Annotated in this window: 16 protein-coding genes; 8 read left to right on the forward strand and 8 right to left on the reverse strand. The window is 73.3% G+C overall.

Annotated elements, in window-relative coordinates; genetic code table 11:
• Nucleotides 1-11 precede the first annotated feature (11 nt).
• Both PV682_RS27840 and PV682_RS27845 read left to right on the forward strand, forming a co-directional pair.
• Nucleotides 12-3953: a hypothetical protein gene (locus PV682_RS27840; RefSeq protein ID WP_319734545.1), complete on the forward strand. Its 3942-nt coding sequence runs from the start codon at nt 12-14 to the stop codon at nt 3951-3953.
• 127 nt (nt 3954-4080) lie between these two features.
• Complete coding sequence (locus PV682_RS27845) at nt 4081-4620, forward strand: hypothetical protein (protein WP_319734546.1); 540 nt, start codon at nt 4081-4083, stop codon at nt 4618-4620.
• On the opposite strand, the gene PV682_RS27850 is transcribed toward PV682_RS27845, so the two are convergent.
• Both PV682_RS27850 and PV682_RS27855 read right to left on the reverse strand, forming a co-directional pair.
• Complete coding sequence (locus PV682_RS27850) at nt 4617-5111, reverse strand: hypothetical protein (RefSeq protein WP_319734547.1); 495 nt, start codon at nt 5109-5111, stop codon at nt 4617-4619. The two genes, PV682_RS27845 and PV682_RS27850, sit on opposite strands and share 4 nt — an antisense overlap.
• A gap of 13 nt (nt 5112-5124) precedes the next feature.
• The gene (locus tag PV682_RS27855) at nt 5125-5649 is read right to left on the reverse strand and encodes an RNA polymerase sigma factor (RefSeq protein ID WP_319734548.1); all 525 of its coding nucleotides are present in this window, start codon (nt 5647-5649) and stop codon (nt 5125-5127) included.
• A gap of 92 nt (nt 5650-5741) precedes the next feature.
• On the opposite strand from PV682_RS27855, the gene PV682_RS27860 reads away from it, so the two are divergent.
• On the forward strand, nt 5742-6659 hold the full coding sequence (locus PV682_RS27860; RefSeq protein WP_319734549.1) for a MerR family transcriptional regulator: 918 nt from the start codon (nt 5742-5744) through the stop codon (nt 6657-6659).
• Here PV682_RS27860 and PV682_RS27865 read toward each other — a convergent pair.
• The 4 genes from PV682_RS27865 to PV682_RS27880 all read right to left on the reverse strand — a co-directional run bounded on the left by PV682_RS27865 (nt 6634) and on the right by PV682_RS27880 (nt 11494).
• A complete protein-coding gene (locus PV682_RS27865) occupies nt 6634-7959 on the reverse strand; it encodes a cryptochrome/photolyase family protein (RefSeq protein ID WP_319734550.1) in 1326 nt (441 codons plus the stop codon). The genes PV682_RS27860 and PV682_RS27865 overlap by 26 nt on opposite strands.
• An 81-nt stretch (nt 7960-8040) precedes the next feature.
• Nucleotides 8041-8682: an alpha/beta fold hydrolase gene (locus PV682_RS27870; RefSeq protein WP_319734551.1), complete on the reverse strand. Its 642-nt coding sequence runs from the start codon at nt 8680-8682 to the stop codon at nt 8041-8043.
• 110 nt (nt 8683-8792) lie between these two features.
• Nucleotides 8793-10313, reverse strand: a complete 1521-nt coding sequence (locus PV682_RS27875) for a glycoside hydrolase family 43 protein (RefSeq protein ID WP_319734617.1) — start codon at nt 10311-10313, stop codon at nt 8793-8795.
• 140 nt (nt 10314-10453) lie between these two features.
• A complete protein-coding gene (locus PV682_RS27880) occupies nt 10454-11494 on the reverse strand; it encodes a LacI family DNA-binding transcriptional regulator (RefSeq protein ID WP_319734552.1) in 1041 nt (346 codons plus the stop codon).
• A gap of 203 nt (nt 11495-11697) precedes the next feature.
• Between PV682_RS27880 and PV682_RS27885 the strand changes: the two genes are divergently transcribed.
• Complete coding sequence (locus PV682_RS27885; protein WP_319734553.1) at nt 11698-13404, forward strand: cellulase family glycosylhydrolase; 1707 nt, start codon at nt 11698-11700, stop codon at nt 13402-13404.
• Nucleotides 13405-13590: 186 nt separating this feature from the next.
• Here the strand turns inward: PV682_RS27885 and PV682_RS27890 are convergent, their stop codons facing one another.
• Nucleotides 13591-14361, reverse strand: a complete 771-nt coding sequence (locus PV682_RS27890) for an NADPH-dependent F420 reductase (RefSeq protein ID WP_319734554.1) — start codon at nt 14359-14361, stop codon at nt 13591-13593.
• A gap of 218 nt (nt 14362-14579) precedes the next feature.
• On the opposite strand from PV682_RS27890, the gene PV682_RS27895 reads away from it, so the two are divergent.
• Entirely contained in the window at nt 14580-15215 is a 636-nt protein-coding gene (locus PV682_RS27895) for a TetR/AcrR family transcriptional regulator (RefSeq protein ID WP_319734555.1), read from the forward strand.
• A gap of 169 nt (nt 15216-15384) precedes the next feature.
• Entirely contained in the window at nt 15385-16590 is a 1206-nt protein-coding gene (locus tag PV682_RS27900) for a cytochrome P450 family protein (RefSeq protein ID WP_319734556.1), read from the forward strand.
• A 35-nt stretch (nt 16591-16625) separates the two neighbouring features.
• On the opposite strand, the gene PV682_RS27905 is transcribed toward PV682_RS27900, so the two are convergent.
• Nucleotides 16626-18080: a carboxylesterase/lipase family protein gene (locus PV682_RS27905; protein ID WP_319734557.1), complete on the reverse strand. Its 1455-nt coding sequence runs from the start codon at nt 18078-18080 to the stop codon at nt 16626-16628.
• A gap of 88 nt (nt 18081-18168) precedes the next feature.
• Here PV682_RS27905 and PV682_RS27910 point away from each other — a divergent pair, with 88 nt between their 5' ends.
• A complete protein-coding gene (locus PV682_RS27910; protein ID WP_319734558.1) occupies nt 18169-19260 on the forward strand; it encodes a DUF3592 domain-containing protein in 1092 nt (363 codons plus the stop codon).
• Nucleotides 19261-19270: 10 nt separating this feature from the next.
• A complete protein-coding gene (locus PV682_RS27915; RefSeq protein WP_319734559.1) occupies nt 19271-20128 on the forward strand; it encodes a DUF3592 domain-containing protein in 858 nt (285 codons plus the stop codon).
• Nucleotides 20129-20143 lie beyond the last annotated feature (15 nt).

Consider the following 20143-nt stretch of genomic DNA (forward strand, 5'->3'; position numbering starts at 1 on the left):
GTGGCTGATCCGTGCTGAGAGCTTTCCGAAGAGACCCGCGCGCCAGACGCGCGGCCCTGACCCGGGGCGTGGCCGCGACCGCGCTGACCACCTCGGCCGCCCTGCTGACGGGCCTGGTGTCCGTCGTCCCGGCGCACGCCGACGAACCCGGCGACAACCCCACCGACCCCTTCCTGCGCACGCTGCGCATCAGCCTGGGCGCCCAGGCCCGCCAGGACCGCTGCCAGGTCGGCCAGGCCGCCCACTACGGCGGCCCGGAGATGAAGACCGTCGCCAACACCGCGCTGTCCGGCACGGAGGCGGACGTCGCGGCGGCGTGGAAGGACTGGTGGTACGGCACCGGCCCGCTCGGCGAGGCGCAGAAGCGCGACCAGGCGGCGCAGGACGCGCGGTCGACCGCGTTCCGCACCCGCCAGGAGAAGCTGAACGAGACCAACAAGCCGTACGCGTCGGTCAACTCCCAGGGCGGACGCGACTACCACGCCCCGGAGTTCGGCGCGGACATCCTCGCCTTCGCGAAGGCGGAGCGGGAGTTCGCGTACAAGGTCAGCGGCGATCCGACGCCGAAGGCCGGCAAGGCGGCGCTGGACAAGGCGAAGGAGGTCCTGGCGGCCTTCGACACCACCGGGGACACCTGGGCGACGAACTACAAGCCGTTCGCCGAGGACGCCCTGTTCGGGATCGGCGGCGGTCCGGTCACCGGGTCGGCCAACGACATCGCGAGCGTGCTGCGGTTCGGCGGTTTCGCGACGAAGGCCCCCGAGCCGGGTTCGATGGAGGAGCGCGGCGAGGTCGAGGTCCTCAAGGCGGCCTGGGCGAGCTGCGACAGTGCCAACCCCATCGACCACTACCGGGTGCTGAGCGGTGCCGTCCTCCAGGCGCACGCCGAGTGGGAGGCCGAGTACGCCTCGCAGGCCACGCAGCGCAAGGACATCGTGGCCGCCGAGACGGCCGCCTCCAAGGAGGTCCGGGTCGCCACGGAGGCGATGACCGAGGCGATCCGGCAGGCGTGGCAGGCCGACCAGATCCTGTACTTCCAGAAGTACTGGGCGGCGAACCCGAACAGCATCCTGAAGCCGAAGCCGGCCGTGTTCACGAAGGCCGCGGCCGACCTGGCGGCGGCGAAGGCGGCGGCTGCGGCCCAGGTGCCGATCGCGGACAAGGCCGTCGCCGCGGCGAAGGCCGCCGCCGAGAAGGCGACCGCGGCGCAGACGTCGGCGTGGACGGTCGCGGACACCAACAAGACGCCGCGCGGCCGGGGCCTGATGTACGCGCAGCGGTCGGTGCAGGTCGCGAAGGCGTCGTACGCGGCTGCCCAGGCGGCGGCGAAGACGGCGCTGACCGCGTCGAACGCGGCGAAGGCGACGGCGGCCGACAGCCAGGCGCTGCTGGCGCTCGCCAAGACCCAGTCGCACGCCCTCCAGACGGAGTTCCGCAAGGCGGCGGCGCTGGAGGCAGCGGCGCAGGCGAAGGCGGCGGCCCAGGCGGCCGACAGGCAGGCCAAGGAGGCCGCCGCCAACGCGACGAAGGCGAAGAACGCGCAGGCCACGGCCGAGGCGGCGGAGAAGACCGCGCAGGCCGGCGCGGCCGAGGCGAAGCGGCAGCGCGGGATCGCCGAGCGGGAGAAGGCGAACGCGGTCGCGGCGCGGGCCGACGCGGCGCGCGAACGCGGCAAGGCCGCCGACGCCGAGCGGCGGGCGAGCGCCGAACGGGACGCGGCCGGTGTGGCACGCGGCGCGGCGGAGACGGCCGGTACGACAGCCGCGCAGAAGCGGGCGGAGGCCGAAGAGGCCGAGGCCGAGGCGTACTTGGCGCGTGACCTGGCGGCCGAGGCCGAGCGGGAGAAGAAGGCGACCGAGTCGCGGGCGCGGGCGCTGGAGGCGGCTGCCGCGGCGGCGGTGGGCACGTCCGCCGCCGGTGAGGCGCGCGAGGCGGCGACGGAGGCGCGCGGCGCCGCCGACGACGCCACGGCCGCCGCGGGCCGGGCACGGTCCGCGGCGAACGACGCGTCGACGGCGGCGGTGAACGCGCGCGCCGCCGCGACCCGCGCCCAGGGTGCCGCGTCGCGCTCCCGCGCCGCGGCGGACGCGGCCTGGTCGGCGTACACCACCACGCACGCCGCCGCGGCCACCGCCCACGCGGCGGCGGCCGACGCGATCGACGCGGCGGCGGCGGCCAACCGCAACGCCCGCAGCGCCGAGGCCGAGGCGAAGAAGGCGCAGGCGGCGGCCATCGCGGCGCGCAAGGAGGCCACCGCGGCGCAGGCGGAGGCCCTCAAGACCGCCGCGTGGGCCGTGAAGACGGCCGGGTTCGCGATGGCGACCAGCCAGGCGGCGACGGCGGCCCGGGACGCGGCGAACGCCGTCACCAAGGCGGCCGACACGGCGATCTCGCTGGGCGCGCCCTACCAGGAGAGCGACGTCTCCGCCGCGTTCGCGGTGCTCATCGGGCAGACCTCCAAGACGCTCGCCGAGCAGCAGGCGTCGGCGGCGAAGGCCAAGGCCGACGAGGCGAACAAGGCCGCCGCGACCGCGAAGGCCCTCGCCGACAAGGCGGCCGGCGACGCGAAGATCGCCGCGCAGGCGGCGGCCGACGCGGCCTCCGACGCCGCGAAGGCCCTGGTGTCGGTGGCGGCGGCCCGCGCCTCGGCCGCCGAGGCGGACAAGGCGGCAGCCGCCGCGAAGAAGGCCGACGCGAACGCCCAGCGGTACGACGAGCAGGCCGGCGTGGACGCCGTCTACGCCGGGTACGCCGCGACCGACGCCGAGTCCGAGGCCGCTGCCGCCGACCGGGACGCCACGGACGCCGAGCGCGACGCGGCCAGTGCCCGATCGTCGGCGACGGCCGCCGAGTCGGACGCGGCGAGCGCCCGGTCCACCGCGACGAAGGCCGAGTCGGACGCCACCGCCGCCGAGACCGCCGCGAAGAACGCGGACGGCGCCGCCAAGGACGCCGACGCCAGCGCGGACCGCGCCGAGGCCGCCGAGCGCAAGCGGCTCGAAGAGCAGCGCAAGGCCGCGATGGAAGCCGGTGACACCGGCACCGACGGCCCCAAGGAGGCGGGGCTCAGCGCCGAGGACGAGGCGATCCTGCTGGCCCAGTGCGGTCAGAAGTGCGTCGACGAGTACCGGGAGGCGCTGGCCGCCGTCAACAAGTCGATCATCGACTGGGTCGTGGAGAACGGCGGTCAGATCCTCCTCGAAGTGCTCGGCGTGGAGAACGTCAAGCGGTGCTTCGGGCAGGGCGACATCGAGAGCTGCCTGTGGTCGCTGGTCGACGTGGGCAGCCTGGTCCTGGTCGCCGGGAAGCTGCCGGCGGTCGGCAAGGCGATCGTGCGGGTCGTCAGCGGCGTCACGAAGTTCTTCGAGAGCGCGCAGCGGGGCCGCAAGTCCCTGAAGATCCTCAAGTCGATCATCGAGAAGGCCCGCAAGGGCGAGGAGCTCGGCGAATGCGTCCTGGACGCGGCCGAGCTGTTCCCCGGGGTCGCCGCGCGCACCACGTTCTCGGCGAAGGCCGCCGGGGGCAAGAAGCGGTTCTGCGGGATCAAGCACATCTCGCCGGTCAGCCGCGACTGGTGCACCAAGAAGGGCGCGCACGTCAACCTCCTCAACGGCGCCGAGGTCGGGCTCCAGACCACGCACGAGCCCGGCGGTCTGATGGCGGTCGCGCTGCGCATGAAGGACGACAAGGTGCCGACCGACGCGGAGATGAAGGCGACCATCCAGGCCATCATCGACGACGACATGCTCCGTGAGGACCTGATCTCCAAGTCCCGCGAGGCCATGACGATCTTCAACCAGGACGCCAACAACCAGCGCTACAACGACAACCTGCCGCCCGGCGGGAAGCGCAAGCCGCTCAAGTTCGGCTGCGCGACCAACTTCGCGCCGAAGCTGAAGCGCCTCATCGACGCGCTGAACATCATCACCGAGCAGAAGGCGGGCCGCCGCTGACGCTCCCCGCGAGAGGGCCGCTCCAGAAGGGGCGGCCCTTTTCAGGATTCTCCGGACCGCCCGCGCGGCGGCGGTCTACGGTACGAGCACGAGGCGTTGCCCACCGTGACCGTCCGAGGAGGCTTCCGTGCCCGCGCCCTGTGACCCCGCGTACGCACCCGTCGGCGATGTGAGCACCGCGCTCATGATGATCGACTCCCGGCTCAAGACGCTGTACTCGGGGCGGACCACCACGGACCCCGAACAGCAGAAGATGATCGACCAGTACACGGACTCCATGACCCCCCAGGGGGCGCGCGACGTCCTCGACGGGGCCTGCACGCTCATCTACGTCTACATGAGGTGGCTGCGGCTCGCGCACGCGGAACACGACCGGGACGTCATCGAGTACGTCGTACCGAGCCTCGTCGCCACCCTGCGCCAGATGACCGTCAACGTCCGCCCCGAGGCCATCCCCACCATGGTCGGCCTCGTCGTCTCCTCCGCCATGGAACTCAGCCCCAGCCTGTGGCGCCAGCAGTACGGGGAGTGGACCGAGGCGGAGATGATGGCCCTGGAGGCGACGGCGACGCTCCTCGCCGAGCACATCAACCGGGTGACCGACGACCACGACTTCGCGACCCGGCTGATCACGGACGCGTTGTCGCGGGCGGAGGAGGACGATTAGCAGGTGTGCTCGACGTCCTTCGCGATCACGCTGTGCAGGGTGGCGGTGTCCGGTGCGGTGGGATCGGGGACGGCGAAGGTGTAGTCGACGTTCTCGGGGTACTCCCCTACGACGACGGTGAGTTGAGTCGTGACGGCGGATGGCTCCCCCAGCTCCCACTCCACCCCGGCCGTCGCGAACAGCTCCTTGAGCTCGGCGAACGTGACCTCCGACGCGAGGGCCACCACCTCCCCCGGCCGCCCGGTGGGCACCTCCACGGTCCCGGTCCATGTACTCAGGGCGACCTGGAAGATCTCGCGGCAGCCGCAGACTTCGAGGCGTACGTCGCCGTAGGCGAAGGTCCGAGGCCAGGTCCCCTCCGGACTGGGGAAGTAGTCGGCCTCCGCCGGCGGTCCGAGCACCTCGGTGACGGCGTCCAGTCCCGCTCCCGGTCTCAGGACGCCGACGCCGCCCGTCGTCGCGTAGTCCATCAGCACGTCTCTCATGTCCATGCCGGAAATGATCTCAGGCTTCCTGGAGGGCGTGGCGGAGTCGGTGGAGGCCGCGCCGGGTGTGGCTCTTGACCGTGCCGAGGGGCCAGCCCGTGCGTTCGGCGATCTGGGGGTGGGTGAGGTCCTCGTAGTAGGCGAGGGTCAGTACCCGGCGTTGGGGCGGGGAGAGTCGGGCGAGTGCGGCGTGGATCAGGACCCGGTCGAGGACCGCTTCGGGGCCCGGGGAATCGGTGGGTGTGGCGCGCGGTTCGCCGCGGCGGGCGCGGGCCGCGAGCGCGTCGGCGATGCGGTGGCGGGTGATGCCCATGATCCAGCCGGGGAAGGTGCCGAGGTGGGGGCGGTAGCCGTGGCGGCCCCGCCATACGCCGAGGAAGACCAGCTGGGTGACGTCCTCGGCCTCCTCGGCGTCGCCGAGGCAGCGGCGGGCCGTGCCGCGCACCAGCGCCGACCAGCGGTCGTAGGCGACGGCGAGGCACGACTCGTCGCCCTGGACGACGCCTCGCGCGAGTTCGTCGTCCGGCATCGAGGTGGGGTCCATGGCGTCATCGTGCGGAGCCGCCGGAGCCCCCTCAACTCGCGTCGATAGTGCGTCGTTTCCCGAGGCGCCCCTCCTCAAGGAAGGCTGACCCCATGCACCGCCCCGCCCTCACGACCGGCGCCCTGGCCCGCCGCCTCGGCATCGCCCCCACGACCCTCCGCACCTGGGACCACCGCTACGGCATCGGCCCCACCACCCGCCCCACCGGCACCCACCGCCGCTGGACCCCCGCCGACGTGGCGGTCGTGGAGCGAATGTGCCGCCTGACATCGACCGGCACACCTCCGGCGGAGGCGGCACGGCTGGCGATCAGGGAACGGGACCTGGAGGAGGGGCGGGCGGCCGTCGGGGAGCAGACCCCGGCAGCACCCCACACCCTCCCCCTCGGTGACCTCCGTCATGGCCTCGCGCGGGCCGCTCTGCGGCTGGACTCCCCCGCTCTGGAACGGCAGTTGGCCGTAGTGGTGGACGCCTGCGGTGTAACCCGCGCCTGGGAGGAGGTCATTGCTCCCGTCCTGCACGCCGTGGGCCGTAAGTGGGCGTCCTCCGGGGAGCGTTACGTGGAGGTGGAGCATCTTTTGTCGTGGCATGTGTCCACCGCTCTCCGTCGGCATACCCGCCCGGCGGTCGGGGCCGACCCCGTGGTTCTGGCCTGCGTGCCGGGTGAACAGCACACGCTTGCCCTGGAGGCTCTGCACGCCGCACTTGGTGAACGGGCCCTGCCGGTGAGGATGTTCGGCGCCGCGCTCCCCGTACCCGCTCTCGCGGCAGCCGTGTCCCGGCTCGGACCGTCCGTCGTCGTCCTCTGGGCGCAGACCCGTTCGACGGCGGACCCGGCGTTGACCCGGCGGATCGCGCGCACCCGGTGGGGTGTGCGGGGCGCCCGCAGCGGCCCCCTCGTCGTCCTCGCCGGCCCCGGCTGGCTGGGCCGGGTGGGCGACGGAATGCTGTGGCCCGGCAGTCTGCGGGACGCGGTCGACGCGGTCAGTCGAGGCCGCGGGCCCGTCTGAAGCGGGCGAGGCCGAAGGGGAGGTCGACGATCGGGTCCGGGTAGTCGCCGATCGACGCCCGGTCGAGGCCCTGGAGGCGCCACGGCTCGTGCACCGACGGGCCCTGGACACCGGCGAGTTCGGGAACCCAGCGGCGGACGTACACCCCCTCGGGGTCGTACCGCTTCGCCTGGGTCACCGGGTTCAGGACGCGGTTGGGCCGGGAGTCCGTGCCGGTGCCCGCCGTCCACTGCCAGTTGAGCTGGTTGTTGGCCACGTCCCCGTCGACGAGCAGCGACATGAAGTGGGCGGCGCCCACGCGCCAGTCGACGTACAGGGTCTTCGTGAGGAAGCTCGCGGCCAGCAGGCGCCCCCGGTTGTGCATCCAGCCCTCGGCCAGGAGCTGGCGCATCGCCGCGTCCACGACGGGGTATCCCGTACGCCCCGCCTTCCACGCCGCGATGTCGTCCCGCGCGTCCTTCCCGGTCCGCCAACGGTCGTGTTTCGTACGGTAGTCGGCGTGCGCGGCGTCGGGCCGGGCGGCGAGCACCTGCCGGTGGAAGTCCCGCCACGCGACCTGCCTCAGGAACGCCTCGGCCCCCGGTCCGGGTACCGTCCGCGCCAGGTGGACCAGCTCGACCGGCGAGAGCGTCCCGAAGTGCAGATGCGCGGAGAGCTTGGAGGTGGCGTCCCCGGCGAGGTCGTCGTGCCGCTCCTCGTACGCGTGCACCCCCGTACGCAGCCACGCCGCGAGCCGCGCCCGGCCGGCCGTCTCACCACCGGTTCCGTCCCCCGGAGGCAGCGCCTCGGACTCGACGCCCTCGGGGACCCGTACGGTGCGCGGCGCGGCGAGCGGGTCGCGCAGCGGCGTGCGGGCCCAGTGCCGGTGGTACGGCGTGAACACGGCGAAGTGGTCCGACCCGGCGGGGAGGACCGCACCGGGGGCGACGGCCGCGTTCACCGCGTCGTGGACGTGCAGCCGTCCCCCCAGCTCCCGCCGGAGCCGCTCCTCCCGGCGCTGCGCGAACCCGCTCACGTCGGCCGCCATGTGCACCTGACCTGCACCGGTCTCGGCGACGACCCGGCACACCTCCTCGACGGCGTCCCCGCTGCGGACGACCAGCCGCCCGCCCCGCTCCCGCAGCCCGGCGTCCAGGTCGCGCAGGCAGTCCGCGAGGAACGCCGGCCGGCCCGGGGCCGTGAACCGGGGCTCGCGGACGAAGAGGGGGACGACCTCGCGGGCTCCGGCGAGGGCCGCCGTCAGCGGGGGATGGTCGTGCAGGCGCAGGTCGGAGGTGAACAGGACGACCGAGACGTTCATGGTGGGTGACTCCGGGAGCGGGACGGGATGCCTTCCACCGATCTCTTCCGCGGCGGGGCGGTGTCCGGATGCTCCGAAAGGTCACACGTTCCACGAGGTCGGCAGGAGGTCCGCCGGCAGCGGGTCCGGGCCGGCCCCGGGGTCGACGAGGTGCGCCACCAGCGCCGCCGTCGTCCGCTGCCAGACGCGGTAGCGGCGCAGCATCGCGTGATCGCCGCCCGCGACGAGGGCGAGGTCGGCGCGTACGGCGATGCCCTGGGCCCGCCGGATCAGCTCGGCCGTCTCGGTCGCGGACGTGATGTGGTCCCGGTCGCCGTGCAGGGCGACGACCCGCCGCCCGGCGAGCTGGTCGACGGGTTCGCCGGGCGGCCACCACGGGGCGAGCCCCACCACGGCGTGGACCAGCGGATGCCCGGCGGCGTGCAGCGCGGCCCGCCCGCCCATGGAGTGCCCGACGAGCACGGTGGGTACGTCCCCGTACCGCTCGGCGAGGTCGTCGAGCGCGCCGAGGGTGTCGCGTACGGGGTCGGCCCGGACGCCGTTCCACCCCCGTACCCGGTACCGCACGCGCGTGACCACCGCGTCCTCCCCCACCGCCGTGTCCAGCGCCCGCACCACGGGCCCCAGCCGCAGCGCGGCCAGCTGCCGGTCCCGGCTCGGCCGCACGTCCTTCACCGCACCACCGTGCAGCACCACCACCGCCGCACGCACCCGCCCGGACACACGCCTCACCTCCTCCCCCGATCTTCCCCCGCCGTCGGGGCCCGATACGCGCGGGGGCGGACTTTCTCTCCGTGGGGCGGGTGGGCGCGGCCGTTCGCGGCCGACGGGGGTCAGGAGTCGGTCGGTTCGTAGGCGCACCAGTCGAAGTGGACGGTTCCTTCGGCGGCGTACATGCCGATGACGCGGCCGGTGAAGCCGCCGGCGACCTCGGTGGAGAGGTAACGGCCGTCCAGGGCGGCGAGTTGGACGTACGTGCCGTCGGGGTTCTCGATGCCGAGGGTGACGGTGTCGGGGCCGGTGCGGGCGCCCCGGGGTTCGGGGGCGGTCGTCTCGACGCGCAGGACCACGGGTCCTGGCGGGGTGGGGTGGGTCGCCACGACCGGGTTCAACGGGCCGATGCGGGCGCGGACCTGGACCTCACCCTGGGTGGCCTCGATGGAGTAGTGGTGCTGTTCGTCGAGGCGGACCGCGAGGCCGCCGCGGCCCTCGGCGGGGTCGATCAGGGTGCGGGTGCGGGAGTGGGGGTGCTGCTGGCGGCGGCCGGTGAAGACGACGTCCGGGGCGTCGAGGGAGGTGCCCCGGGCGCGGAGGGTGAGCCAGCCGGGGCGGTCCTTGGTGGTGCAGTGGGTGGTGGGGCGGTCGCGGAGGGAGATCCAGTGGGGGGCGAGGTCGGCGAGGTCGAAGTCGTCGTGGGGCGGGTCGAGTTGCGCGGGGGTGCGCGCCGGGTCGGCGGCCGGCGAGGTGAACTCGCCGCCGACCGCGGCGGGTTCGGGTGACGTGAGTTCGCCGACCACCGGCCAGCCGTCCTCCCACTCCACCGGCGCCAGGAACGTCTCGCGGCCCAGGACGTGCCAGCCGGGGGTGCCTTCGGCCGGACGTACGCCGAGGAACAGCATCCACCAGGTGCCGTCGGGGGCCTGGACCAGGTCGGCGTGGCCGGTGTTCTGGACGGGGTGGTCGGTGCCCCGGTGGGTGAGGACGGGGTTCGTGGGGCAGGGCTCGAAGGGGCCGTCGGGGGCGGGGGCGCGGGCGATGGAGACGGCGTGGCCGCGTTCGGTGCCGCCCTCGGCGATGAGGAGGTACCAGAAGTCGCCGATGCGGTAGAGGTGCGGCGCCTCGGGGGCCTTCGCGCCGGGCGCGCCGGACCAGACGCGGCGGGCGGGGCCGAGGGTCTCGCCGGTGCGGGGGTCGATGCGGTACTGGCCGACGCCGGCGACCGTGCACCAGCAGGTGCCGTCGTCGTCCCAGGCGAGGTCGGGGTCGATGCCGTGGACGCCGGTCAGGAGGACCGGTTCGGACCAGGGGCCCGCCGGGTCGGTGGCGGTGACGAGGAGGTTCCCGTCGCCGCTGACGTTCGTGACGATCAGCCAGAAGCGGCCGTCGTGGTGGCGGAGGGTGGGCGCGTAGATGCCGCCGGAGGAGGGCGAGTCGAGGGGGAGCCGCAACTGGGTGGGCCGGTCGAGGGCGTTGCCGATGCGGGTCCAGTTCCGCAGGTCCCGGCTGTGGAAGAGCGGTACGCCGGGGAAGTACTCGAAGCTGGAGCAGGCGAGGTAGTAGTCGTCACCGACCCGGCAGACGCTGGGGTCGGGGTGAAAGCCGGGGAGGACGGGGAGGACGGGGTGGGCGACCATGGGGATCACGACCCCTGGGGGCGCCCGGCGTTGGCAAGTGTCGTTCCGTAGATCGGAAAGTTTCGCGCGGATCATCGGAAACTTTCTCGGCGGCGTCCTCACGCGAACGCGCTGCCCGCGTGAGGGCGCCGCCGTCACCGTCACCGCGCGGGCGGGGGCGCCGTGCTCTCCCGTACCGTCAGCCGCGTCGCGATCTCCACCCCGACCTGCGGCGCCTCCTCCCCGCGCCCCAGCAGCAGCGCCAACTCCGTCGCGGCCACCGCCATTTCGGTGAGCGGCTGGTGGACCGTCGTGAGCGGCGGGTCGACCCACCCGACGACCGGCAGATCGTCGAACCCGACGACGCTGAGGTCCTCCGGGATGCGCAGCCCCGCTTCCCGCGCCGCCTGGTAGACGCCCAGCGCCTGGAGGTCGTTGGCGGTGAAGATCGCCGTGGGCGGGTCGGGCAGCGTCAGCAGGGCGCGGGCGGCTGCGCGGCCGTCCTCGCGGGTGAGCTGGGTGTGGACGACGAGTTCGGGGTCGTCCGGCAGTCCGGCGGCGCGCAGGGCGGACCGGTGTCCGTCCAGCCGGGCGGCGCAGCAGAGCTGGTCGCGGGGGCCGCCGATCATGGCGATCCGGCGGTGTCCGAGGCCGGTGAGGTGGCGGGTGGCCGCGCGTCCGCCGGACCAGTTGGTGGCGCCGACGAAGGGGACGTCGTCCGGGAGTTCGACGATGGGGTCGAAGACGACGAACGGGATGCCCTTGGCGGTGAGCTGGGCGCGTTCGGCCTCGGAGAGCTGGGCCACGGACAGGACGCAGTTGGGGCGCCGGGCGACCGTGTCGTCCCAGCCCGGCGCGGAGTCGTGCAGGCCGAAGCGGGAGACCATGAGGCCGACGCCGTTGCGCCGGGCGACCTCCTCGACGCCGCGGATGATCTCGACCGCCCACATGTCCTTGAGCTCACGGAAGACGAGTTCGACGACGTTGCTGCGGCCGGCGCCCGCGGGTTTGCGGTAGCGGTACTTGTCGACCAGCGCCTCGACGCGGGCCCGGGTGTCCGCGGAGACGCCGGACTTGCCGTTGATCACCTTGGAGACGGTCGGGACGGAGACGCCGGCCGACTCGGCGATGTAGGCGATGGTGACGGGCCGGGGCGCGTCGGTGTCGTGGCCGGTCACCCGGTCCGTTGCGTGCTCCTCCAAGGTCGCCTTCCTCGTCGTCGGTACCGGCATTCTCGCACCGGCTCTGGCCCCTCGCGGCTCCCCGTGTTAATTTCTCCGCCGCAGAGAGCGAAAGTTTTCCCGCACGGCCCGAGTTTCCTTCGCACCGGCTTCCTGAGCGGCGGCCCACCGAGAGCGGCCCGCGTCCCGGCTAGGTCCCGCACCCCACCGTCCGGAAGGTGCACATGGCGAACCTCCTCCGCCGCAGAACCCTGCCCCGGCTCGCGGCCCTCCTGCTGGCCCTCCTCCTGCTCCCCCTGCTGCCGGCCACCGCGCACGCCGCCGACCCGCCCCCGCCCGCCTCCGCCGCCGCCCGCGGCGCGGTCGCGGCGATGCAGCCGGGCTGGAACCTCGGCAACACGTACGACGCGATCCCCGACGAGACGTCCTGGGGCAACCCGCCCGTCACCCGGGCCCTCCTCCACCACGTCAAGTCGCAGGGGTTCCGCAGCATCAGACTCCCCGTCACCTGGAGCGGCCACCAGGGCGGCGCCCCCGGCTACACCATCGACCCCGTCTGGCTGGGCAAGGTCCGGCAGGTCGTCGACTGGGCGCTCGACGAGAACCTGTACGTCCTGCTGAACATGCACCACGACTCGTGGATGTGGCTCAACACGCTGCCCACCGACCACGACAACGTCCTCGCCCGCTACACCGCGACCTGGACGCAGATCGCCGCCGCGTTCCGCGACCACTCCCCGAAGCTGACGTTCGAGAGCGTCAACGAGCCCACGTTCACCGGCACTTCGGGCGACGACCAGAACTACCGGCTCCTCGCCGAGCTGAACCGCGTCTTCCACACCGTCGTCCGCGCGTCCGGCGGCGGCAACACGAACCGGCTGCTCGTCCTGCCGACCCTCTACACCAACTCCGAGCAGGGCCGCCTGGACGCGCTCGCCGCCGAACTCACCGCGCTGCGCGACCCGATGATCGCGACGACCGTCCACTTCTACGGCTGGTGGCCGTTCAGCGTGAACATCGCCGGGTACACGCGCTTCGACGCGACCTCCGAGCAGGACCTCACCGCCCAGTTCGACCGCGCGTACAACACGTTCACCGCGCACGGCGTGCCCGTCATCATCGGCGAGTACGCGCTCCTCGCCTACGACCACACCCGGCCGGGGATCATCGAACGCGGCGAGGTGCGCAAGTACTTCGAGTACGTCGGCGACTACGCGCGCCGGCGCCACCTCACCACCATGCTCTGGGACGCGGGGCAGTTCCTGAACCGGGGCACCCTCCAGTGGCGCGACCCCGAACTCTTCGCCCAGATCAAGTCCGGCTGGACGACCCGCTCGGGCACCGCCTCCACCGACCAGGTCTTCCTCCCCAAGTCGGCCCCGATCACCGCCCGGACGATCACCCTCAACCCCAACACGACCACCTTCCAGGGCCTGCGCGCCGGCTCCCGCACCCTCCTCCAGGGCCGCGACTACACCCTCTCCGGCAACCAACTCACCCTCACGGCCACCGCCTTGACGGAGCTCGCGGGCAACCGCGCGTACGGCCTCAACGCGACGCTCCAGGCACGCTTCTCGCGCGGCGTCCCCTGGCGGATCGACATCGTCACCTACGACACCCCGGTGCTCTCCGACGCCTCCGGGAACACCAGCGGCCTGACCATCCCCACCCAGTTCCGCGGCGACCAGCTCGCCACGATGGAGGCCCGCTACGACGACGGCACCAACGCGGGACCGGCCAACTGGACGCCGTACCAGCAGTGGGACACCGCCTTCACCGCGTACACCTCCGACTCGATCAAGCTCACGGCGGAGTTCGCCAACTCGCTGCGGGACAACGCCCGGGCGACGCTGACGTTCCACTTCTGGAGCGGGGCGACCCTCACGTACCACGTCGTCAAGGCGGGCGGGGTGGTGACCGGGACCGTCTGACCCACAGCTCCTGCCCGTGACGCGCTGCCGTGCGCGTCACGGGCAGGTTCGGCGTTTCAGCGCTTCGCGGACGGACGGTGCCGCCCCCGCCGACCGGGGACGGCCCCGGACCGGCCACGCGGGCGAGGCCGGATGGGGCGAGGCCCGGTGGGGCCCGGCCGGGCGGAGCCGCTGTGGCGGGCCCGGTCAGGCGACCACGCGGTCGGCGGTGAGTACGCGTGTCGCCTCGGTGAGCAGGGTGTACAGCCGTGCGGCGGGCAGCGGGGCGCCCGGGTCGGCGGGAGGCGGCGTCTGCGGCAGGTCGCCGGTGCGCAGACCTTCGGCGAACCGCGCCATGAAGGCCCTGATGCCGGTGGCGTCGGCGAAGTACGGCACCGCGTACGCGGGGGTCTCCGGTTCGAAGCGCCAGCTCTCGGCCAGCGAGCCGGCGTCGACGACGTCGAAGCCCAGCAGCCCGATCAGGTCCGCGGCGTCCTCCTTGGCCCGCGGGTCGTCGCCCGCGATGGGCAGGGCGGTGCGGTCGACGGCGTCGGCGGGGCGGGCGAGCGCGGGGATGTGGAAGTCGCTGATGTTGTTGAACGCCTTGACCAGCTTGGCGCCGGCCAGGTGTTCCTGGACGAGTTCGCTGGTGGTGGCCTTGCCGGTGTCGAGGACCTCTATGCGGCCGTCGCGGAACGGGTAGTAGTTGCTCGTGTCGAGCACGACCTTGCCGGCCAGCGCGGCGGTCGGCAGGGTCCGGTAGGCGGTCAGCGGAACGCTCACCACCACCCAGTCACCGGCCCGGGCCGCCTCCTCGGGGGTCGCGGCGCGGGCCCGCGCGCCGAGTTCGGCGACCGTCTCCGACAGGGTCTCGGGGCCGCGGGAGTTGGACAGGACGACGTCGACGCCGACCGCGACCGCGAGGCGGGCGATCTGCGTGCCGATGCTGCCGGTGCCGATGATGCCGAGTGCTGCCATGGAAGGGGTCTCCTGATCTCACGGGTCGCGGGGTCCAGCGGAAGTCGAGCGGGGGTCGAGCGGAAGAAGTGCACGCTGAGGCCGGGGCTTCCCGCACCACCGAACCGGAGCAAGCGCTCCCCTTCAAGGTAGCACAAGCGGAGCGAATGCTCCTCTTAAGTGGAGGATAAACGGAGCGAGCGCTCCGCAATATCGCGGTTCCCTGTACCCTGAACCTCGTGAACCTCGCCGACCAGCCCACTTCCGCGCCCGCGCCCGAACCGCCCGCCAGACGCGGACGCCGGGCCGACGCCGAGCGCAACCGCGCCACGATCATCGAGGCGGCGACCGCCGTCTTCGCCGAGCACGGCGGCGCCGTCGACGTCCGCGAGATCGCCCGGCGCAGCGGCGTCGGCATGGGCACCCTCTACCGGCACTTCCCGACCAAGGAGGAGTTGCTCACCACGGTCCTGGAGCTCCAGTTCGCGTCCTGGCTCACCACCGCGCACGACGAGGCGACCGCCACGGAGGATCCCTGGCAGGCGCTCACCGGCTTCTTCGAGCGGATGCTGACGACCCAGGCCCGCAACCGCGCGGCCGTCGAGAGCTACGCCACCGCCGGCGGCCCCTCAAGCGCCTGCGCCCAGCGCTGCTACTCCGTCATCGACGAACTGCGCACCCGCTGCATGGACGCCGGCCTCCTGCGCCCCGACGTCACCACCCCCGACCTGGTCCTCCTCAGCGGCTCCCTCACCCAGGCGGTCCTCACCACAGCCGCCACCCATCCCGGCCAGTGGCGCCGCCTCCTCCACATCTCCCTGGACGGCCTCAGCAGCCGCAACACGGACCCACTCCCCACCCCCGAACCGACCTGACCCCACTCCCCGTCGAGGTAGGCGGCGAACTCCCGCCCAGCCGTCGGGGTTCCGTGCTCGTCCCCGTCAAGGCAGGTCCCCTTTTTCTCCCAGGGGCTGTCACAGGCCCGCCTCCTGCCTTGTCATACCAGGGAGGCGGCATCGAGTCGCCCAGGACGAGGAGGGGTTCGTGGAGCGGCAGGCGGCGTATGTGCTTGATCCGACAGGTGCTGAACGGGAGGTCGAGCATCGGGTGTTGCGGGAGCGGGGACCGGTGACGCGGGTGGACATTCTCGGGGTGGAGGTCTGGGCCGTGTCCGAGCCCGGCCTGCTCAAGGAGTTACTGACCGACCCCGGTGTCTCCAAGGACGCGCGGGCGCACTGGCCGGAGTTCGCCGAGGTCGTGCCCCGATGGCCGCTCGCCCTGTGGGTGGCCGTCGAGAACATGTTCACGGCGTACGGCGGGAACCACCGCCGGCTGCGGCAGATGGTCGCGCCGTCGTTCACGGGGCACCGGATCAAGGCGCTGGTGCCGACGGTGGAGCGGATGGTAACCGGGCTCCTGGACGCGCTGCCGGCCGGCCGAGGCGTCGTGGACCTGCGGGAGCACCTCGCCTACCCGTTGCCCATCGCCGTCATCAGCCACCTGCTGGGCGTCCCGCAGGACCGGGCGAACGGCTTCCGCGAGGTCGTCGACGGCGTCTTCGACACGACGCTCACCCCCGCCCAGGCCCAGGCCAACACCGCGCTGCTGTACGAGAAACTCGCCCAGCTGATCCGTACGAAGCGAGAGGCCCCCGGCGACGACCTCACCTCCCAGTTCATCGCGGCCCGCGACGACGACGGCACCGGTTTCACCGAGGACGAGCTGCTCGGGACGATGGTGCTGATGCTGAGCGCGGGGTACGAGACGACGGTGAACGTCATCGACCAGGCGATCACGCTCCTGCTGACCCACCCCGATCAACTGGCCCTGGTCCGTGCCCGGCGGTACGGCTGGAGGGACGTCGTGGAGGAGACCCTCCGCCTGGAACCGGCGGTCACGCACCTGCCGTTGCGCTACGCCCTCAAGGACCTCACCCTCCCCGGCGGCACGACGATCGCGAAGGGCGAACCGATCCTCGCGTCGTACGGCGCCGCGAACCGGCACGGCGCGAACGCGGACGCCTTCGACATCACCCGCGTCGACAAGGACCACCTGGCGTTCGGCCACGGCGTCCACTTCTGCCTGGGCGCCCCGCTGGCCCGCCTGGAGGTGACGGAGGCGCTGCGCCAGTTGTTCGAACGCTTCCCTGACGTCCGCCTGGCGGTCCCCGCGTCCGACCTCCGCCCGCTGGCCTCCCTGATCAGCAACGGCCACCAGGAACTCCCGGTGCGTCTCGGGAACCCGGCGTAGACCTACGCCGGGTTCCTCGGCCCCCTCCACGCCGATCACCCCCGGCCCAGAGGCAGCCCGGTGAAGGTGTGGTTCTGCCAGAGCCGGCGTGACGTCTCCTGCGGGTAGGCGGTCACGGCCGGTTCGGTGGCCAGGGTGCGGGTGAGGCGGTCCTCGGGGGTGTAGGCGGGCCACCCGGGGTCGCCGGTCGCGGCGAAGGCCGTCCACGAGCGGCGCAGGTGTGCCGAGAGGGCTTCCGCCTCGGGGGTGGGCTTCGGGCCGATGAGGAGGCGGGCGAGGAAACCCTCGTACACGCCGAAGGTGAGGGGCACGTCCAGGGCGTGGCAGGCGCCCGAAGGCCGGGTCAGTTCGTACAGGTGGGCCCGGCCGCCGCCGGCCGTGTGCGCCTCGGCGAGGTGCAGGGACGGCATACGGAAGAAGCGGTCGGACTGGACGAGTTCGTACAGCCGCTCCGGGGAGGCGTCCGGGTACGCGGCCCGGTAGTCGGGTCCGGGTCCGAAGTACGTCAGCGCCTCCGCCGCCATCGCCTCGTCGACCTTGCCGATCAGCCCGCCCAGCAGCAGGAAGAGCCGGAACTCGTCCCGGTTGTGCCCGACGACCAGTTCCACGTCCGCCGCGCCCCCGCCGGCGAGGGCCTCCCAGGGCGCGCACGGCAGGACCTCCCCGTCGACGACGGGCGCGTACGGCGTCGTCGTCAGCGCGGTCGGCCCCCACCGGTCGAGGTGGTCCCGCATCCGCAGGCCCGCCCCGGCTTCGGGGAGCCTGCGGGGGTGTACGGCGGAGAGGTCGCCGGTGGTCGGGCGCAGCCCGAGTTCCGCGGCGAGGGCGCGGGCGATGTCCCGGGCCAGCGGGGCGGTGAAGAAGCCGCCGGGGACGCTCTGGGCGATGGCCCGCCGGAACAGTCCCCGTGCGCACGGCATCGTCATCAGCGCGGCGATGGACCCGGCGCCCGCCGACTGCCCGAAGACGGTGACGCGCCCGGGGTCGCCGCCGAACCCGGCGATCGAGTCGCGCACCCACTCCAGGGCTGCGACCTGGTCGAGGAGCCCCCGGTTGGCGGGGGCGCCCTCGATGAACGCGAACCCCTCGGCGCCGACCCGGTAGTTGAGGGTCACGACGACCACTCCGCCCTCGCGGGCCAGGCGTCCGGCGTCGTAGCCGGGGTCGGCGGTGTCGCCGAACCGGTAGCCGCCGCCGTACAGCCAGACCATGACGGGGAGCCGGGCGGCGGGGTCCGGGGTCCAGACGTTGACGGTGAGCCAGTCGTCGCCCACCAAGGAGCCGCCGGGGCCGGAGGGGCCGTTCTCCTGCGGGACCGGCGGCCCGAAGGCGAGGGCGTCGCGGACGCCGTCCCAGGGCCGCGGCGGGCGCGGGGCCGCGAACCGCAGCTCTCCCACCGGGGGCCTGGCGTAGGGGATGCCCCGGAAGACGGCGAGGCCGTTCTCCCGGCGCCCTCGGACCGTTCCCGCGGCCGTGCGCACCTTGGTCATCCTCGTATCGTCACACCGGGACGGACGGAGGACATTCCCTTCTTCGGAAGGTCTGTCGGACGTCACCCGGAACCCGCACAATCGGGCCATGACGATCACCGGGGGCACGGCGACTCCTCAGCACACCAGGCCGTTGGACCTCGTCCGGGGGGTGCTGGCCGGCGGCGTGACCGGGGTGTCGCTGGCCGCGTTCGTCGTCGGGATCGTCCTGGAACGGGTGCCGCTGATCGTCGGCGCGCTGGTCCTGCCGACCGGGTACGGGCTGCTGGTGCTGCTCACCGGCGCGCCGGCCAGGGCGCGGGCGCGGGCCGTGGCGCCGCGCACGTCCCTCGCGGTGATCGAGAGCCGGGAGGTCACCCGGGGCGAGACCAGCGATGTGCCGGTGACGTTCGAGGTGACGGTCGCGCCGGACGAGGCGTACGCCTTCCGGGTCCGGTTCCGGCAGGACATCAACGTCGCCGACCTGCCCGACTACCGGCCGCGCGACGTCGTGGTGGTGGCGTACCCGCCGGACGAGCCATGGAAGGCGCGGATCGTGCGGCGGCCGACGCCGGAGTGGGAGGAGCGGGCGGCGGGCGCGCGCCTGGACCCGGTGCCGGGTCCGGTCCTGGAGAGCGATCCGGCGCAGGGGTGCGCGACCGGGTTCCTCACGCTGGTCGCGCTGCTGCTGGGGGCGGCGGCCGTGGTGTACGGGTTCCGGGGCGACCTGTTCGACTCCGACTCCCCCGCGAAGCCGTCGACATCCTCGTCATCCTCTTCGTCCTCGTCGTCGAACACGTCGACGACGTCGACCACGGTGACCGTCACCGCGTCCACCGGGACCGTCGCCCTCGGCCCCGGCCAGTCGATGCTCGACCCCGGCGAACTGCGCCGGTCGGTCGAGTCGTTGGCGCAGGGGAACCACCGCAGGGCGATCACCGTCGTCGTACAGGAACGGCTCCTGACGGTCGTCTTCTCCCCCGTTTCCTCCCCCGCTGACGGTGCCGCCGGGTTCGATCCCCGGTCCCTGCCCTTCGACCGCGTCCCCGCGCTGGTCGAGGAGGCCGGGGCCCGGCTCGGCGCGCCGCGCGTGTGGCGGCTCACCGCCGACGGCGCGGCTCTCCACGTCACGGTGACCGGGCGGGGCGGTACGAAGTCGCTGGAGGCGGACGGGAAGGGCACGGTCGTACGTCGAGGGTGAGGGAGGGCGCGTGGAGGTGTACCTCGCGTTGTGGTGCGCGGTGCTGGGCGTGGCCGCGCTGGCCGGGTACGGCAGGTCGCTGTCCGGGATGACCAAGGCGCAGCGGACGGTGCGGGCGCCCGGGCGGATCGAGCGGGTGCGGGAGCCGAGGCACGGGGGGTCGTCCCGGGGCGGGGTCTCCGTGGTCGTCACCTACGTCGAGCCGGAGACCGGACAGCAGGTCACCGTCACGAACGAGGGCGAGCGCGGCGAGAGGATCACGGAGGCGTGGGCGGGCCGGGAGATCGAGGTCAACCATCCGCGCGGCAGGCCGCACGCCTACGCGTTCGCCACCACGCCGACCGAGCCCGGCCGGGGGCTCGGCCGGCCGAACTTCGCGGTGTTCCTGATGTACGCCGGATGCGTGGTGTACCTCGCGGTCGAGTACGCGTGGCCGTGGGCGCTGGTCGGGTTCGGCGGGCCGTGGGCCGTGCTGGCCGCGCTCCACCTCCCGGAGAACGTCCGCGAGAGCCGGGCCCGCAAGGAGCGGCTGGCCTCGATGGTCGCCGTACCGGGGCAGGTGATCGCGGTCCTCAAGGACGTCAGCACGGACTCCGAGGGCAGTACCACGACCACCATCACGCCGGTCGTCGCCTTCACGACGGCCGACGGCCGGGCCGTCACGGCGCACTGCCGGTCCGGCGTCCCGGACCCCGCCGGCTCGTACGGCCGTGACGTCACGGTCCACCACGACCCCGCCGACCCCGCCCGCTTCGTCTTCGACCCGGCAGCCGAACTCCGCTCCGAGAACCGGGAGGTGCCGCTCGGCGCCCTCGTGGTGGCGGTGCTGGCGGGAGCGGCGGCGGTGGGGGCGGTCCTGCTGCTCTGAGGCGTCGTGAGCGGG

Origin of the sequence: Streptomyces niveiscabiei, from assembly GCF_033794345.1 — a bacterium.
In the GTDB taxonomy this organism is placed as follows: domain Bacteria; phylum Actinomycetota; class Actinomycetes; order Streptomycetales; family Streptomycetaceae; genus Streptomyces; species Streptomyces niveiscabiei.

Excerpts from the sequence above, each read along its gene's own strand:
- PV682_RS27885 (WP_319734553.1), top strand. The coding sequence starts at position 11,698 with ATGGCGAACCTCCTCCGCCGCAGAACCCTGCCCCGGCTCGCGGCCCTC.
- PV682_RS27905 (WP_319734557.1), bottom strand. The coding sequence starts at position 18,080 with ATGACCAAGGTGCGCACGGCCGCGGGAACGGTCCGAGGGCGCCGGGAG.
- PV682_RS27860 (WP_319734549.1), top strand. The coding sequence starts at position 5,742 with ATGCACCGCCCCGCCCTCACGACCGGCGCCCTGGCCCGCCGCCTCGGC.
- PV682_RS27875 (WP_319734617.1), bottom strand. The coding sequence starts at position 10,313 with ATGGTCGCCCACCCCGTCCTCCCCGTCCTCCCCGGCTTTCACCCCGAC.
- PV682_RS27865 (WP_319734550.1), bottom strand. The coding sequence starts at position 7,959 with ATGAACGTCTCGGTCGTCCTGTTCACCTCCGACCTGCGCCTGCACGAC.
- PV682_RS27890 (WP_319734554.1), bottom strand. The coding sequence starts at position 14,361 with ATGGCAGCACTCGGCATCATCGGCACCGGCAGCATCGGCACGCAGATC.
- PV682_RS27910 (WP_319734558.1), top strand. The coding sequence starts at position 18,169 with ATGACGATCACCGGGGGCACGGCGACTCCTCAGCACACCAGGCCGTTG.
- PV682_RS27850 (WP_319734547.1), bottom strand. The coding sequence starts at position 5,111 with ATGGACATGAGAGACGTGCTGATGGACTACGCGACGACGGGCGGCGTC.
- PV682_RS27855 (WP_319734548.1), bottom strand. The coding sequence starts at position 5,649 with ATGGACCCCACCTCGATGCCGGACGACGAACTCGCGCGAGGCGTCGTC.